The organism is Arthrobacter sp. NPDC093125, from assembly GCF_044754225.1.
Classification (GTDB): domain Bacteria; phylum Actinomycetota; class Actinomycetes; order Actinomycetales; family Micrococcaceae; genus Arthrobacter.
This window is the reverse complement of record NZ_JBIVOQ010000002.1, coordinates 476,319-492,706: the sequence shown is the minus strand read 5'-3', so window position 1 is coordinate 492,706 and position 16,388 is coordinate 476,319. Positions and strand designations below refer to the sequence as shown.

Below are 16,388 nucleotides of genomic sequence, written 5' to 3'. Positions count from 1 at the left end.
TTCCCGGCAATTATTCGGCCGGAAGCGCCAGCACTAGAATCAGTAGAGTGACTTACCCAGCAGCAACAGGTGACCTCCCTCCGGTAGCAGGTCCGGTGCCGCACCTTTCCCAAGAACGCTCCGCCATCATCGACCTCGAGGCCATCCGCCACAACGTCCGGAGGCTGGCCGAGGCTGCGTCCCCGGCAAGGGTCATGGCGGTGGTCAAGGCCGACGCGTACGGCCACGGGGCTGTGCCGGTGGCCCGCGCCGCCCTGCAGGCCGGCGCACACTGGCTGGGAGTGGCGCACATTTCCGAAGCCCTGGCCCTCCGCGCCGCCGGCATCGACGCGCCCCTGCTGGCCTGGCTGCACACGCCGGACAGCAACTTCGGCGCGGCCGTGGCCGCCGGCGTCGACATCGGGTGCTCCGGCTGGGAGCTGGAGCGGATCGTCGCCGCGGCCCGGGAGCAGGAGCGTCCGGCGCGCGTCCACCTCAAGGTAGATACCGGCCTCGGCCGCAACGGCGCCACGGTGGATACCTGGGACCGGCTCGTGGGCGAGGCCATGGAATACCAGGACCAGGGCCTGCTGCGCGTGGTGGGCATCTTCTCCCACCTCGCGGTGGCGGACGAGCCCGAGCGGCCCGAAACCGACGAGCAGCTCGCTGCGTTCCGCGCTGTCCTCGCCATTGCCGAGGACGCCGGGGTTGACCCGGAGGTCCGCCACCTGGCAAATACCCCGGCCGCCCTGTCCCGGCCTGACACCCACTTCGACCTCGTCCGCGTTGGCCTGGGCATCTACGGGCTCTCACCGTTCGCGGGCCAGACGTCCGCCGAACTCGGCCTCCGCCCGGCCATGACCCTGCGGACCGTGGTGTCGCACTGCAAGGATGTCCCCGCCGGCCAGGGCGTTTCCTACGGCTTCAACTACCACACCTCGGGCGCCAGCACCCTCGGGCTCATCCCGCTCGGTTATGCCGACGGCATCCCGCGGGTGGCCACGGGCGGCCCCGTGCTGGTAGAGGGCGTGACGTACCCAGTGGTCGGCAGGATCGCCATGGACCAGATGGTCATCGACCTCGGCCCGCGGCACGTGACCGAGGGCGGGCACAGCGTCCTGGGTGCCGAGGCACTGCTCTTCGGCAACGGCGAAGACGGCGGCCCTACCGCCGACGACTGGGCGCGCGCCGCCGGAACCATCAACTACGAAATCGTCACCCGCATCAGCCCGCGGGTGCCGCGCACGTTTATCAACGAAACGCCGGTGCCGTGAGCGAGCCTGCACTCCTTGACGCGCCCCGCTGGGTGCTGAACCTGAAGGTCACGACGGCGGAACAGACCCACGCGCTCGGCGCAGCGCTGGCCGGGGTGCTGCGGGCGGGCGACCTGCTGGTTCTCACCGGCGAACTGGGCGCCGGCAAGACGACGTTCACGCAGGGCCTCGGGGAAGGGCTGGGCGTGCGCGAGGGCATCATCTCACCCACCTTCGTGCTGGTCAGGATCCACCCCAACCTTCCGGACGGCCCCAACCCCGGCGGCCCCGACCTGGTCCATGTGGACGCCTACCGGCTGGGATCGGCGTCGGAAATCGACGACATCGACCTCGAGAACACCCTAGATTCGTCCGTCACCGTGGTGGAGTGGGGACGCGGCCGCGTGGAGCACCTGAGCGACAGCCGGCTCGAGGTGGAACTGCACCGGTCCCTGGGCGGCAGCTCTCCGGCAAGCGGCACCCCGGGAAGCGGTTCGCCGGGGGTCCTGGACTTTGATGTAGAGGACGACGACGAGCCCCGCACCATCATCATCCGCGGCTTCGGCCCGCGCTGGGCCGATCAGCCTGTTCTGGATCCGGCCGTCGAAGGGACTTCCTGATGCTCATCCTTGCGATTGACACCTCTGCGGTCGCCAGCGCCGCGCTCGTGTCCGACGATGCCCTTGAAGGCGTGGTCGGCAGTTTTTCTACTGAAGACACCCGCAGCCACGCCGAGGTGCTTGCCCCCGGGATTGAACAGCTGCTCGCCGAGGCGGGCGTCACGGGGGCGGACCTGGACGCGATTGTCGTCGGCGTCGGACCGGGACCGTTTACCGGGCTCCGCTCGGGCATTGCCACAGCCCGCACCCTTGCCTTCGCCTGGAGCAAGCCGCTGCACGGCCTGATGAGTCTGGACGCCGTCGCACTGGAAGTGGCCGAGTCCACCGATGCCCCGGAGGAATTCCTTGTCGCTACCGATGCCCGCCGTAAAGAGGTTTACTGGGCGCGGTACACCCTGCGGGAAGGCCAGCTCCCGAAACTCGTGGACGGCCCGCACGTAGGTTTTGCCGCCGACGTTCCCGACCTGCCCGCGTATGGTGCCGGCGCGGGGCTGTATGCCGATGTGGTGCGCGCCGATCCGGATTTCAGCTCCGAGCAGCCGGATGCGCTGTACCTTGGGCAATTTGCGCTGGCCCGTCTGGCTGCCGGCGAGGAGCTTCCCGACTCCACACCGCTTTATCTGCGCGAATCCGACGCCCAGGTGCCCGGGCCCAGGAAGCGGGCCCTGTGAGCAGCGAGCCAGGACAGGGCCCGCTCGCGGCAGGCGGCATCAGGGTGCGGGACATGGTTCCTGCGGATATTCCCGCAGTTCATGAGCTGGAGGAGCGGCTCTTTCCGGTGGATGCCTGGCCGCTGCAGATGTTCGTGGATGAGCTGTCCCAGCCCGAAACCCGCCGCTACCTGATCGCCGAGGCAGCCGACGGCATCATCGGCTACGCCGGGCTGATGTGCATCGAGCCGATTGCGGACGTGCAGACCATCGCCGTCGTCCCGGAATACGAGGGCAGAGGGATCGGCTCCGCGCTGCTCAGGGAGCTGATCAGCGAAGGCCGGCGGCGCGGTGCAGCAGATCTCCTGCTTGAGGTTCGTGCAGACAACCCCCGGGCACAGCAGCTGTACCGGCGGTTCGGGTTTGAACAGATCCACATCCGGCGGAAGTACTACCGCGACGGCGTCGACGCCCTGATCATGCGGCTCGAACTCGCCAACGTGCTCGCAATCCACCAGGACATCGTGCACGCGGACGGCACCAGGCAGGACCCCCAGGATACCGGCGCTGACGGCAGGAGCGCTGGCGCCGAGACCGGCCAGACCACCCCCACGGAAGCAGACCAGCAATGAACCGTTCCCAGCCGCTCGTGCTCGGCATCGAATCATCCTGTGACGAGACCGGCGTCGGGATCGTCCGGGGAACCGAACTCCTGACCAACACCGTGTCGTCGTCCATGGACGAACACGTCCGCTTCGGCGGCGTCATTCCGGAGATCGCCTCCCGTGCGCACCTCGACGCCTTCGTGCCCACCCTCACGGCCGCGCTCGCCGAGGCCAAGGTGACCCTGGCCGACGTCGATGCCCTCGCCGTCACGTCCGGCCCCGGGCTGGCCGGTGCTCTGATGGTCGGTGTGTGTGCAGCCAAGGCACTGGCCGTCGCCACGGGAAAGCCGCTGTATGCCATCAACCACCTCGTGGCCCACGTGGGTGTTGGCCTGCTCGACGCACGCCCCGGCCCCCTTCCCGCGGGGACCCTTTCCGCAGCGAACGGCCTTCCCGGTAACCTCGGCGCCCTTCTCGTCTCCGGCGGCCACACCGAAATCCTCCGCATCGGCAGCATCACCGATGACGTGAAACTGCTCGGCTCCACCATCGATGACGCGGCAGGGGAGGCCTACGACAAGGTGGCGCGGATCCTGGGCCTGGGCTATCCGGGCGGTCCCGCCATCGACCGGATTGCCCGGAACGGGAATGCCAAGGCCATCCGTTTTCCGCGCGGGCTGACGCAGCCCAAGTACATGGGCACAGCGGAGGAACCGGGGCCGCACCGCTATGACTGGTCCTTCAGCGGTCTGAAGACCGCGGTGGCGCGCTGCGTGGAGCAGTTTGAGGCCAGGGGCGAAACCGTACCGGTTGCCGACATCGCTGCGGCGTTCCAGGAAGCCGTGGTGGACGTCATCACTTCAAAGGCCGTGCTCGCCTGCCGCGAGCAGGGCATCACCAGTCTCCTGCTGGGCGGCGGGGTAGCCGCCAACTCCCGGCTCCGCCAGCTGACCGAACAGCGCTGCTCCGCCGCCGGCATCACGCTTCATGTGCCGCCGCTGGACCTCTGCACGGACAACGGGGCTATGGTGGCGGCTCTCGGCGCGCAGCTGGTGATGGCGGGGATCGAACCCAGCGGCGTCACATTCGCGCCGGACTCTTCGATGCCCGTCACCACGGTTTCGGCGCCAAGTAGGTCGCACATCAGGCCGTTCTCAGCGCTGGGAACGACCTCAGCTGCTACCTAGACGGGGCGGGCGCCCGCAGAAAGGCCGACGGCGGACGGGCGGCTGCCCGGCATCGGAGCCTTAGGCGGCTGCCCGGAATCCGGAGCCTTAGGCTGTGGGGCCGTTGCGCATCTGCTTCACCAGATCCAGCACGACGGCCTGGAGGTTGCCCCCGTTTTCGGCCGACACGCGGCGCTGGCGCTGGTATCCGGCGCCCCGGCTGATGATCTTTTCAACATCCGCCAGTTCGTCCGCGCAGCCCAGCTTCGCTGCAACGGGTTCCAGCCGGTTCAGGGTTTCAAGCAAGTGGTCGGTGACGAGCTGCTCATTGCCCTGCGCATCCAGGATGATGATGGCCTCCATCCCGTACCGGGCCGCGCGCCACTTGTTTTCCTGGACGTGCCACGGTGGCATGGTGGGGATGGTGCCGCCGTTGTCCAGCGTGGTGGAGAACTCGTGGACCAGGCACTGGGTCAGCGCGGCCACGGCACCCACTTCCTCCAGGGTGGCCAGGCCGTCACAGATGCGCATCTCGATGGTGCCCAGGGCCGGTACCGGCCGGATGTCCCAGCGGATCTCGGAAATCGCGTCGATGACCCCGGTGGTAAACATGTCTTGGACGTAGGACTCGTATTCTTCCCACGTGGCGAACTGGAACGGCAGCCCTGCCGTGGGCAGCTGCTGAAACATGAGGGCGCGCTGCGAGGCGTAGCCGGTGTCCTCGCCGCCCCAGAACGGGCTGGACGCGGACAGCGCCTGGAAGTGCGGAAAGTAATTGACCAGCCCGTCGAGCACCGGGAGGACCTTGTCCCGCCGGTCGAGGCCCACATGCACGTGGACGCCGTAGATCACCATCTGGCGTCCCCACCACTGGGTGCGGTCGATCAGCTTGGCGTACCGCGCTTTGTCCGTGACGGGCTGGAGCTGCGGCGGGCTGAAGGGGTGGCTGCCGGCGGAGAATACTTCCACGCCCATGGGATCGGTGACTTCGCGGACCGCGGCGAGGGACCGGCTGAGGTCCTCCTTGGCTTCCGCGGCTGTTTCGCAGATGCCGGTGACAAGCTCAACTGTGTTGAGCAGCAGTTCCTGCTTGATGTGCGGGTGTTCGTCGTCCTCGTTCAGCTCCGGGTGCTTGGCGGCCACACCGCGCAGCACCTCGTTCGCCACGGAGGCGAGTTCACCGGTCTGCGCGTCCACGAGCGCGAGCTCCCATTCCACACCAAGAGTTGATTGCCGGGATGAAGCGAAATCAATCTTCATGTGTTCCTCTCGCTGAACTGCTGTCCCGTCGCTGGCCGCTGCTGGCAGAACGTCTGGCAGGGGAACGGTCATCCAAGTCTAGTGCAGGGGTAACATCGAGATGATGGCTTGGCTATACAGAGCGCGTGACAGTTACCACAGGACCCCCATCGGCGACCCCGCTAATAACAAGCCGTCCCTGGCCGCGGCCGCCCTGGCGGTGGTGCTCGGCGTAACCGCCTGCACAACGCCGCAGCCCGCGCCGGCCCCGACAGCAACAGCATCCCCTTCACCGGAAAAGACTTCACCGGCGGCGTCCGCCACCTCCACTCCCAGCGAACGGAAGAAAACGACGACGGCGGCACAGCCCCCGGCGGCAGCGCCGCCGAAGCAGACGGCTGCGAAAGGGACGGCACCGCTCGGCTGGGGGCCGCAGCAGCGCGACCAGGACGCTGCGGCCGCCGCTGTGGCCAGGATGACGCTGAGCCAGAAGGCCGGGCAGGTACTCCTTCCGTTCTTCTCCGGGCTCGACCACGAGGCGCAGGCCGCCACCATCGAACGGCTGCATCTGGGCGGCTCCATCATCATGGGCGACAACGTGCCCATCGGCGCAGACGGACTCGTCAACATCGGGGCCATGACCGCGGTGACGCGCCGGCTCGGTGAGGCCTCCCGCTCCGGCGGCCGGACCTGGCCCGGAATGATCGCCGTTGACCAGGAAGGGGGCATGGTGTCCCGGCTGGGCGCCCCGCTCACGCCCTGGCCCTCGCCCATGAGCTACGGGGCCGCTGGCAGCGTGCCGCTGGCAACTGAGGCCGGCAAGGGGCTTGCCGGGGAACTGGCCGCCCTGGGGTTCACGGTCGACTTCGCACCCACTGCGGACATGACCATCGGGCCCGGCGATCCAACCATCGGCGTCCGCTCCATGTCCGCCGACCCCAAGGCGGCCGGCGATCTGAGCATCGGGTTCTCCCGCGGCATGCTGTCGGCCGGCGTGCTGTCCTCCGTCAAGCACTTCCCGGGCCACGGTTCCGTGAGTGTGGATTCCCACAAGGACATGCCGGTCCAGCCGGCAACGGTGCCCCAGCTGAAGGCCAGGGACTGGAAACCTTTCCAGGCGGCCGTCGCGGCGGGAACGCCCATGATCATGATGGGACACATTGCCGTCCCCGCCCTGGAGCCGGGTGTGCCGGCGTCCCTGTCCAAAGCCAGCTACGCGGCACTGCGGGGCATGCGCTTCAAGGGTGTCGCCGTCACCGACGCGCTGAACATGAATGCGGTGACCGCCCGGTATCCGGGCGGTTCGGCAGCGCCGGCAGCGCTCGCTGCGGGCGCCGACCTCCTGCTGATGCCGGCCGATGTCTACGCGGCCCATGCAGCCATCGTTGACGCCGTTGCTTCAGGCAGGCTCCCGGCCTCGCGCCTTGACGAAGCCGCGCGCCGGGTGGTCACCATGATGGTCTGGCGGGCGCGCACCGCCCCCCGGAATCATGGCGCGCCTGCCGGCAGCACGGCAGGGACCTCAGCGAAAGTGTCAGCCCGGGCCGTCACAGTACTCTCCGGCCCTTGCCGCGGCCCGCTGGTGCCCGGCCGTGTCCGGCTGGCAGGAGGCACCGCCGCGGACCAGGCGCGTTTCGCCACGGCAGCGCGGGAGGCAGGAATCATCCTGGGAGACGGGCCGCTGGTGACTTTGATCGGCTACGGCGGCGCGCCGGCAGGCGGGGACATTGCTGTGGCTCTTGATGCACCCTGGCCGCTGGCAGGATCAGCGGCCCCCACCAAGGTGGCGCTCTACGGACGGACGCCGGGCGCCTTCAAGGCGCTGCTGGCAGTGCTGGCGGGCAAAGCGACGGCTCCCGGGAAGCTGCCGGCCGCCGTCGGACCCTACCGCCAAGGCACCGGCTGCCGCTGAGCCCGGCCCCGCAGAGCCGTCCGCGGTCCCGCCGTCATAATTCGGTGATTCCCCGGCGGCTTGCTCCGCAGGAGCGGGCCTATGCCGGGCTTGCCCGTTTAATGGAGGGGTGCCGATTCTGAATAAAGACATGACCCTGTGCATCTCGCTCTCGGCCCGGCCGAGCAACAACGGGACCCGATTCCACAACTACCTGTACGACCAGCTCGGGCTGAACTGGATCTACAAGGCCTTCGCCCCGACGGACCTCGCGCAGGCGATCGCCGGCGTCCGGGGCCTCGGAATCCGGGGCTGCGCCGTCTCCATGCCCTTCAAGGAAGACGTGATTGCCCTCGTTGACGCGATGGATCCGTCCGCGAAGGCGATTGATTCGGTGAACACCATCGTCAACGACGCCGGTCACCTCACTGCCTACAACACCGACTACACGGCGATCGAGCAGCTGCTGGAACGCAACGCGGTGCGCCCTGACTCCTCGGTGCTGCTGCGGGGAGCGGGCGGCATGGCGAAGGCCACGGCGGCCGCCCTGCGGGATGCCGGCTTCCGTGATGTCACCATCGTTGCCCGGAACGAGGCCGCGGGCCGTGCGCTCGCTGACCTTTACGGCTTTGCGTGGCGTGCTGAGCTGGGCGATGCCACGGCCGACTTGACCATCAACGTCACGCCCATCGGCATGGCCGGCGGGCCTGAAGCGGACTCTCTGTCTTTTCCGGCTGCCGCCATTGACGCCGCCGAGGTGGTGTTCGACGTCGTGGCCCTGCCGCCGGAGACGCCGCTGATCAAAGCCGGCAGGGCGGCCGGCAAGAAGGTCATCACCGGCGCTGAGGTGGCCACCATCCAGGCGCTCGAACAGTTCGTGCTGTACACCGGCATCCGCCCCACGGACGAGCAGGTGCGGGACGCCGAAGCCTTCGTCCGGGCACAGTAGGTCCGGGCCCGCAGCAGGTACCGGCACAGCAGGTCCGGGCCGCAACAGGCTAGACCGGCTCCACTGAGACCGCCACCCGTTCCTCGCCGATCCTGGTGAGGACCAGGGTGGCGGTCTTTTTGCCTGCCTTCTTTCCGGCCGCTTTCCCGCCGGGCAGCAGCTGCTTCCTGAGCTCCTCCGGAGTGACGGACGTGCCGCGTTTCTTGATGTCCAGCACGCCGATGCCGTTGTCCTTCACCCAGGACTTGAGTGACTTCACGCTGTAGGGCATGACCTCCAGGATCCGGTAGGCCCGGGCGAAGGGCGTATCCACGGCCTCCGGGGCGCAGATGTAGGCGATGTGCTCGTCCAGGAGGTGCCCGCCCAGCTGCAGGGCCAGGTCGGCCACGAGCCCGGCGCGGATCACGGCGCCATCGGGCTCATAAAGGAAACCTTCGACCGGTCCCACCGGAGCTGCCGGGCCGCCGTCGAAATCCTCGCCGCTGGTGAGTTCCGCCGCCCCTGCCGGGCCGAGCAGGAGCGCCGCCCGCCGCACTCCCGGCCGGGACACCGCATTGAACCAGAGCGTCACTTCCGTGACGTCGCCGCCCACGGACACCCACTGGGCCTCGCAGCCCGCCGGAATGGATTCGTGCGGCATGCCCGGGCCCATCTTGACGCCGACCGCCCGGCCCGCCGCCGCGAGGGACTCCACAAAGGACAGCGGCGGCGAAAAAGCCTCGGGGTCCCAGATCCTCTTGGTTCCGGACGTGGACGTCGTGCGCCGCGCCGGATCCAGCCAGACCCCGTCAGCGTCACCCAGCGGAACGGAAGTGGCGTCCGAATGCACCACCGTGGCGTGCGGAAACGGAATGAGGTTGATAGTGGCGCAGGCGGCCGTGGTTTCATCCATCTCCACAGCGGTCACCGCGACGTCCAGGGAAGCCAGTGCCATGGCGTCAGCACCCAGGCCGCACCCCAGGTCGGCCACGTGCCGGACGCCCGCCTCCGCGAAGCGCTGGGCGTGCCGGGCGGCCACGTTGAGCCGGGTCGCCTGCTCCAGGCCGGCCTGGGTGAACAGCATCTGGCGGGCGAATTCGCCGAACTTGCCCTCGGCCTTGGTCCGGAGGCGCGACTGCGTCAGCACGGCGGAGACCAGCTCGGGGGAGTGGCCCGCCTTGCGGAGACTGGAAGCAAGCGCCATGGACGCGTCCTCGCGGTAGGGACCAAGCGATGCCAGCAGCTGCCACCCTTCCTCGGTCAGAAGCTGTGCGATCTGGTCCTGCGGTGCGTCAGACATGCGTTCAAGCCTAGTGGAGTACAGGCGGCGGCTTCCCGATAGGGTGGTCTGAATGGAATTCAGCGCAGCGCCCAGCCCAGACAAGCCCGCCGACAACCAGACCGGTCCGGTCCGTTACTCACATCCCGCCCGGTATGCCCGCCCTGTGCTGATTGCAGGCGTGGGCGGTGCCATCGTCTGCCTCGTCCTGCTGGGCATCATCTTCCTGCTGGACTCCTTCAACTCCACCGTTTATTCCGTAGGCGGCAAGAACATCAACGACGCGACCGATGAAGCCCGCCAGATCCGGGACCTGTACGCAGGCGCGCGCATCGGAGCCGTGGTGTTCCTCATAGCCTCGGCGCTCGCCGCAGCCGCTGCCGCCGTCGCACTGGTCCGCTGGGGAAAGAACGGTTCATTCGCTGCGGACGACGGCGGCGAGGATGTCGGGTTCGATGCCCTCACCGGCCGCTGAAGGGCGACTTTCCGCCCGTTCCGCCTGTTACAGCAGATGAACTTCTGGCACTCGCCTTGACCGAGTGCTAACCCCTTACATAGAGTCATCATTAGCACTCTCCCTAGGAGGGTGCTAACACATGAAGAACTGCCAGCCTGGCTGCTGCCGGCACCGCGACGACGGTCTGCCGCCAAGGCACCACAGTTTTACTGTCCATGAATTTTTGCTGACGAAAAGGAGAGGTCCGAGTGTCGGTCTCTATTAAGCCTCTTGAGGATCGTATTGTTGTCCGCCCGCTCGAAGCCGAGCAGACCACGGCTTCCGGCCTGGTTATCCCGGACTCCGCACAGGAGAAGCCGCAGGAAGGCGAAGTTGTAGCAGTTGGCCCCGGCCGCTTCGAGGACGGCAACCGCGTTCCGGTTGACGTAGCCATCGGCGACGTTGTCATCTACTCCAAGTACGGCGGAACCGAAGTCAAGACCGGCGGCGAGGAGTACCTCGTGCTGTCTGCCCGCGACGTTCTGGCAATCGTCGTTAAGTAACTCTTTGGATCCCCGTGCCGCCGGTGCTGCCTGACTTTTGTCTGGCTCACCAGCGGCGCGGGGTTCTGTCTTGAAAGGACAAAACCCATGGCAAAGCAGCTTGCGTTCAACGACGCTGCCCGCCGGTCTCTTGAAGCCGGCATCGACAAGCTCGCAAACACGGTCAAGGTGACGCTTGGTCCCCGCGGCCGCAATGTCGTGCTGGACAAGAAGTGGGGCGCTCCCACCATCACCAACGACGGCGTGACCATCGCCCGTGAGGTTGAGCTCGAGGACCCGTACGAGAACCTTGGCGCCCAGCTGGCCAAGGAAGTCGCCACCAAGACAAACGACGTCGCCGGCGACGGCACCACCACCGCCACAGTGCTGGCACAGGCCCTGGTCAAGGAAGGCCTGCGCAACGTAGCTGCCGGTGCCGCCCCGGGCCAGATCAAGCGCGGCATCGAGGTTTCCGTTGAAGCCGTGGCCGCCCGCCTGCTCGAAAACGCCCGCCCCGTTGAAGGCACCCAGGTCGCCAACGTGGCTGCCATCTCCGCCCAGAGCGAGGAAATCGGCGAGCTCCTGGCCGAAGCGTTCGGCAAGGTCGGCAAGGATGGTGTGATCACCATCGAGGAATCCTCCACCACGCAGACCGAACTGGTCCTCACCGAGGGTATGCAGTTCGACAAGGGCTACCTCTCCCCGTACTTCGTCACCGACGCGGAGCGCCAGGAAGCCGTCCTCGAGGACGCCCTCATCCTGATCAACCAGGGCAAGATCTCCGCCATCCAGGAGTTCCTGCCGCTGCTGGAAAAGGCGCTGCAGAGCTCCAAGCCGCTGTTCATCATCGCTGAGGACATCGAGGGCGAGGCCCTGTCCACGCTGATCGTCAACCGCCTCCGCGGCACCCTGAACGTCGTTGCCGTCAAGGCTCCGGGCTTCGGTGACCGCCGCAAGGCCATGCTGCACGACATCGCCACCCTCACCGGTGCGCAGGTTGTCTCGCCGGAGCTCGGCCTGAGCCTGGACACTGTCGGCCTCGAGGTGCTCGGCACCGCACGGCGCATCACGGTCACCAAGGACAACACCACCATCGTCGACGGCGCCGGTACGGAAGAGGACGTCGCAGCACGGGTTGCCCAGCTGCGCGCCGAGCTGACCCGCACTGACTCCGACTGGGACCGCGAGAAGCTGCAGGAGCGCTTGGCCAAGCTGGCCGGCGGCATCGGCGTGATCAAGGTCGGCGCTGCCACCGAGGTTGAGCTCAAGGAAAAGAAGCACCGCATCGAAGATGCCGTTTCCTCCACCCGCGCTGCCCTCGAAGAAGGCATCGTGGCCGGTGGCGGCTCGGCGCTGATCCACGCGCTGAAGGCACTCGACGAGGACCTGGCAGTCACGGCCCTCGAAGGTGACGCGGCAGCTGCCGTCGGGATTGTCCGCCGTGCCCTGGTCCAGCCGCTGCGCTGGATCGCCCAGAACGCCGGCCACGACGGCTACGTCGTGGCTGCCCGGGTTGCCGAGCAGGAAAACAACAACGGCTTCAACGCCAAGTCCGGCGAGTACCAGGACCTGATCGCGGCCGGTGTCATCGACCCCGTCAAGGTCACCCGCGCGGCCCTGCGCAACGCGGCTTCCATCGCTGCGCTGGTGCTCACCACCGAAACCCTCGTGGCTGAGAAGCCGGCCGAGGAAGACGAGCACGCAGGCCACAGCCACTAGGCTGCAGTCCGTTCAACCGGTTCGTCAGGAAGCCCGGTCCAGCAGTTGCTGGACCGGGCTTCCTTCGTTCCATCCGGCGTTCCACTGCACGTGCTTAGTCTGAGAGTCCGGTCACATCCGGCGTGTTCAACTGGTTCGAAAAATCACGAAACGGTAACGTAGATGCTTTGTGCTGCCGTTTGAGGGATTGTCTGTGCCAGAAACGAGAACGACGGAACCGGCAGGTGCCCTGCCGCGCAAGGACGCACCACAGGAAACCGGCCACCAGCCGCGGGCCGCACGGCTGAAGGCAAAAGCCGGATACCGGCCCGAAGTCCAGGGCCTGCGTGCCCTCGCTGTGCTCATGGTGGTCACCTACCATGTCTGGCTGGGACGCGTTTCCGGCGGCGTGGACATCTTCCTGCTGGTCTCCGCCTTCCTGCTGACCCTGTCCTTCGTCCGCAAAGTGGAGAACGGCACCCCGCTGCGCCTCGTAAGCCACTGGCTGCACCTGTTCAAGCGGCTGATCCCGGCCGCCGTCGTGGTGATCCTCGGTGTCCTGGCCGGCACCTGGCTGATCATTCCGCAAAGCCGCTGGCCCGACGTCCTGAACGAAGCGTGGGCATCACTGCTCTACCGGCAGAACTGGCTGCTCGCCGAAACGGCCGTGGACTACTACGCCCAGGACCACTCAGGCGCCAGCCCGTTGCAGCATTTCTGGTCCCTCTCCATCCAGGGCCAGGTGTTTATTCTCTGGCCGCTCATCTTCGCCGCCGCCGCACTGATCCGCCGATTCCTGCAGAGACGGTTCCGGCAGAAACGCCGGGACGTCAGCTACCGGCAGGTGCTGCTGGTGGCCTTCGGCGGCCTCTTCGCCGCCTCCCTGATCTTCTCGATCGAACAGACCTACACGAACCAGGCGTACGCCTACTTCGACACCCGCACCAGGCTCTGGGAGTTCGCCCTCGGATCCCTGCTGGCGCTGTCCCTGCCGTACCTCAAGCCCGGCAGGGTGCTCCGGGTTGTGCTGGGCTGGGCGGGCCTGGTGGCCATGATCTCCTGCGGCCTGGTCCTGACCGTGGACCGTTCCTTCCCCGGCTTCATCGCATTGTGGCCCACGCTGGCTGCCGCAGCCATCATCATCGCCGGCCAGAGCGGCAGCCGCTTCGGCGTGGACCGGATCCTGAGCTCCAGGCCCCTGGTGGCGCTCGGGGACAACTCCTACGCCCTGTACCTCTGGCACTGGCCCATCCTGGTCCTGGCGCTTGCAGGAACGGGGGTCGAAGAGCCCAACCTGGTCCAGGGTCTGGCCATCGTGGCCGCCTCTGTTGTCCTGGCCGTGCTCACTACCCGCTTTGTGGAGAAACCGCTGCGGGACTGGCACTGGCCACAGCTGCGGGCGTGGCGGACCGCCGTCGTCATTGTTGCCTGCGGCGCCCTGCTGGCCGGTCCCGTTGCGGTCTGGCAGACGAAGCTGACCGCGGATGAAGCGGCCGCAGCGGCGCAGCCGCGCGAATTGACTCCCGGCGCTGCCGCGCTGGCCCCGGAAAATGCGGGCAAGCCGATGCCGGAGGCCACCGTGATTCCGGCCCCGGCCGCCATGAAAAACGAATGGGCCGACATCGACGGGCTGTGCACCGACGGCAACGTCCCCCACGACCCGCTGCTCAGCGGCTGCCTGCAGAACTCCAGGCCGGACAAGGTCACCAAGCGGATTGTGGTGCTCGGTGATTCCCATGCCCAGCAGTACATGGCCGCCCTCGGACCCATCGCGAAGGAGCACGGCTGGGAGGTTGTCACCCTCCTGAAGGGGAACTGCCGGTTCGGCGCCGAATCGCCGGAGCGCGACGCCGAGTGCAACGCCTTCAACAGGGCCAGCGCCGCGTACGTCATGGAACACAAACCCGACGCCGTGTTCACCGTCGCGTCCCTGACCCACAAGGAAGCCCCCTTCGAAACCGAAGTGCCCGGCTACCTGGAGGGCATCAAGCCGTTCACCGACGCCGGCATGGACGTCGTGGGGGTCCGCGACAACCCGCGCTTCGCCGTCAACATGCCCGAGTGCGTGCAGAAGTACGGCGCCGAAGCACCCGAGTGCAACCCGCCGCTGGCCGAGTCCCTCGCGGCCTCCTCGCCGCTCGATGCATACCGCGGCAAGGTGGACGGCCTGCATCTGATGGACATGAGCGACTTCATCTGCGCCGACGGGACCTGCCCGGCAGTGGTGGGCAACGTGTACGTCTACAAGGATGACAACCACCTCACCAAGACGTATGTGCAGTCCATGATCCCAATGTTCGAGAAGCGGCTGCTGAAGGCAACCGGCTGGAAGTAGGCGGGGCGGCAGCCGCCCCCGCCGTGCCTTTGCTCACAAAGCCGATCCGGAATATGGGGATCGCCGCAGAGGTTCTAGAATTTATTCAATACTTCTGCACAGGCCAGTCCCGTAATGACGGGCTGGTCATCAGTTGCAACCCCTACCCGTGAACCCGTAACCAAGGTAAGAGGCGCACTCATGACCCAGCCCGAACACGATCCCTTCGGCTTCATCGGCCTGACGTACGACGACGTCCTGCTGCTTCCCGGCCACACCGACGTCATTCCGTCCGACGCCGACACGTCCTCCAGGATCTCCAAGCGGATCACCGTTCAGACCCCGCTGCTGTCCGCCGCAATGGACACCGTCACCGAGTCCCGCATGGCCATCGCCATGGCCCGGCAGGGCGGCCTTGGCGTGGTGCACCGCAACCTGGCCATCGATGACCAGGCGGACCAGGTGGACCGGGTCAAGCGCAGCGAATCCGGCATGATCACGAACCCGTTGACCATCCGCCCCGAGGCCACTCTTCAGGAACTCGATGAGCTCTGCGCGCAGTACCGCGTTTCCGGCCTTCCGGTGGTGGATGAGGAAAACCGCCTGCTGGGCATCGTCACCAACCGCGACACGCGCTTTGTGCCGGAGTCGGACTTTCCGATCCGCCTGGTCAGTGACGTCATGACAAAGATGCCGCTGGTCACCGGGCACGTCGGCATCAGCCGCGATGAAGCGTCGCACAAGCTGGCCACCAACAAGATCGAGAAGCTGCCGCTCGTTGACGAGCAGGGCCGGCTCAAGGGTCTGATCACCACCAAGGACTTCACCAAGGCCGAGCAGTACCCGCTGGCCACCAAGGACGACGAGGGCCGGCTCCGCGTGGGTGCTGCCATCGGCTTCTTCGGTGACGGCTGGGAACGCGCCATGAAGCTGGTCGACGCCGGAGTGGACGCACTTTTCGTGGATACCGCGAACGGCCACTCCCAGGGCGTGCTGGACATGATCCGCCGCCTGAAGTCCGATCCGGTCGCTGCCCACGTGGACATCATCGGCGGCCAGGCCGCCACCCGGGAAGGCGCCCAGGCGCTGATCGACGCCGGCGCTGACGGCATCAAGGTGGGCGTGGGCCCCGGCTCCATCTGCACCACACGTGTGGTGGCCGGCGTGGGCGTGCCGCAGATCACCGCCATCTACGAGTCCGCGAAGGCGGCCATCCCGGCCGGTGTTCCGCTGATCGCCGACGGCGGCCTCCAGTACTCGGGCGACATCGGCAAGGCGCTGGTCGCCGGCGCCGACACCGTGATGCTCGGCTCCCTGCTCGCGGGCTGTGACGAGTCCCCGGGCGAACTGATCTTCGTCAACGGCAAGCAGTTCAAGAGCTACCGCGGCATGGGCTCGCTGGGCGCCATGCAGTCGCGCGGCAAGAACACGTCCTACTCCAAGGACCGCTACTTCCAAGCCGACGTCTCGGGTGACGACAAGCTCATCCCCGAGGGCATCGAAGGCCGCGTGGCCTACCGTGGACCGCTTGCGTCCGTCGCCTACCAGCTGGTGGGCGGCCTGCGCCAGACCATGTTCTACGTGGGCTCCCCGAACATCGCCGAGCTGAAGGCCCGCGGCAAGTTCGTCCGCATCACCCCGGCAGGCCTGAAGGAATCGCACCCGCACGACATCCAGATGACCGTCGAGGCACCGAACTACGGTTCCCGCTAGTCCCGCTGGTTGAGCGGCAGCGAGTTGGCCTGCCGAAACCGTATTTCGGCAGGCCCAACCAGCGGTCCTAGGCAC

At 67.2% G+C, this 16,388-nt stretch carries 14 protein-coding genes; 12 read left to right on the top strand and 2 right to left on the bottom strand.

Annotation, left to right across the window (positions count from 1 at the left end):
• The first annotated feature begins 47 nt into the window (after positions 1-47).
• Genes alr through tsaD form a run of 5 tightly spaced genes read left to right on the top strand, consistent with a single transcriptional unit; the run spans position 48 to position 4,294 of the window.
• On the top strand, positions 48-1,253 hold the full coding sequence (gene alr / locus ACIP9X_RS06745; protein ID WP_400478951.1) for an alanine racemase: 1,206 nt from the start codon (positions 48-50) through the stop codon (positions 1,251-1,253).
• Positions 1,250-1,852 (top strand): tRNA (adenosine(37)-N6)-threonylcarbamoyltransferase complex ATPase subunit type 1 TsaE, encoded by a 603-nt coding sequence (gene tsaE, locus ACIP9X_RS06740; protein ID WP_400478950.1) that lies wholly within the window; start codon positions 1,250-1,252, stop codon positions 1,850-1,852. Before alr ends, tsaE begins: the two co-directional genes overlap by 4 nt.
• Positions 1,852-2,523, top strand: a complete 672-nt coding sequence (tsaB, locus tag ACIP9X_RS06735) for a tRNA (adenosine(37)-N6)-threonylcarbamoyltransferase complex dimerization subunit type 1 TsaB (RefSeq protein WP_400478949.1) — start codon at positions 1,852-1,854, stop codon at positions 2,521-2,523. Before tsaE ends, tsaB begins: the two co-directional genes overlap by 1 nt.
• Before the next feature lie 53 nt (positions 2,524-2,576).
• Positions 2,577-3,134: a ribosomal protein S18-alanine N-acetyltransferase gene (gene rimI / locus ACIP9X_RS06730; protein ID WP_400479055.1), complete on the top strand. Its 558-nt coding sequence runs from the start codon at positions 2,577-2,579 to the stop codon at positions 3,132-3,134.
• Positions 3,131-4,294, top strand: a complete 1,164-nt coding sequence (tsaD, locus tag ACIP9X_RS06725; RefSeq protein WP_400478948.1) for a tRNA (adenosine(37)-N6)-threonylcarbamoyltransferase complex transferase subunit TsaD — start codon at positions 3,131-3,133, stop codon at positions 4,292-4,294. Before rimI ends, tsaD begins: the two co-directional genes overlap by 4 nt.
• An 87-nt stretch (positions 4,295-4,381) precedes the next feature.
• Here the strand turns inward: tsaD and ACIP9X_RS06720 are convergent, their stop codons facing one another.
• Complete coding sequence (locus ACIP9X_RS06720; RefSeq protein WP_400478947.1) at positions 4,382-5,533, bottom strand: glutamate--cysteine ligase; 1,152 nt, start codon at positions 5,531-5,533, stop codon at positions 4,382-4,384.
• A 103-nt stretch (positions 5,534-5,636) separates the two neighbouring features.
• On the opposite strand from ACIP9X_RS06720, the gene ACIP9X_RS06715 reads away from it, so the two are divergent.
• Positions 5,637-7,424 carry a glycoside hydrolase family 3 protein gene (locus tag ACIP9X_RS06715; RefSeq protein ID WP_400478946.1) on the top strand — a complete coding sequence of 596 codons (1,788 nt, stop codon included), beginning with the start codon at positions 5,637-5,639 and terminating at the stop codon, positions 7,422-7,424.
• A 109-nt stretch (positions 7,425-7,533) separates the two neighbouring features.
• Positions 7,534-8,352 carry a shikimate 5-dehydrogenase gene (locus tag ACIP9X_RS06710; protein ID WP_400478945.1) on the top strand — a complete coding sequence of 273 codons (819 nt, stop codon included), beginning with the start codon at positions 7,534-7,536 and terminating at the stop codon, positions 8,350-8,352.
• A gap of 49 nt (positions 8,353-8,401) precedes the next feature.
• Here the strand turns inward: ACIP9X_RS06710 and ACIP9X_RS06705 are convergent, their stop codons facing one another.
• A complete protein-coding gene (locus ACIP9X_RS06705; protein ID WP_400478944.1) occupies positions 8,402-9,631 on the bottom strand; it encodes an SAM-dependent methyltransferase in 1,230 nt (409 codons plus the stop codon).
• Positions 9,632-9,683: 52 nt separating this feature from the next.
• Between ACIP9X_RS06705 and ACIP9X_RS06700 the strand changes: the two genes are divergently transcribed.
• The 5 genes from ACIP9X_RS06700 (at position 9,684) to guaB (ending at position 16,313) form a co-directional block, all read left to right on the top strand.
• A complete protein-coding gene (locus ACIP9X_RS06700) occupies positions 9,684-10,085 on the top strand; it encodes a hypothetical protein (protein WP_400478943.1) in 402 nt (133 codons plus the stop codon).
• Positions 10,086-10,315: 230 nt separating this feature from the next.
• Complete coding sequence (groES, locus tag ACIP9X_RS06695; RefSeq protein ID WP_214837451.1) at positions 10,316-10,609, top strand: co-chaperone GroES; 294 nt, start codon at positions 10,316-10,318, stop codon at positions 10,607-10,609.
• Between the two features lie 87 nt (positions 10,610-10,696).
• Complete coding sequence (gene groL, locus ACIP9X_RS06690) at positions 10,697-12,307, top strand: chaperonin GroEL (protein WP_400478942.1); 1,611 nt, start codon at positions 10,697-10,699, stop codon at positions 12,305-12,307.
• Between the two features lie 343 nt (positions 12,308-12,650).
• A complete protein-coding gene (locus ACIP9X_RS06685) occupies positions 12,651-14,621 on the top strand; it encodes an acyltransferase family protein (protein WP_400479054.1) in 1,971 nt (656 codons plus the stop codon).
• Positions 14,622-14,801: 180 nt separating this feature from the next.
• Entirely contained in the window at positions 14,802-16,313 is a 1,512-nt protein-coding gene (gene guaB, locus ACIP9X_RS06680) for an IMP dehydrogenase (protein WP_400478941.1), read from the top strand.
• Positions 16,314-16,388 lie beyond the last annotated feature (75 nt).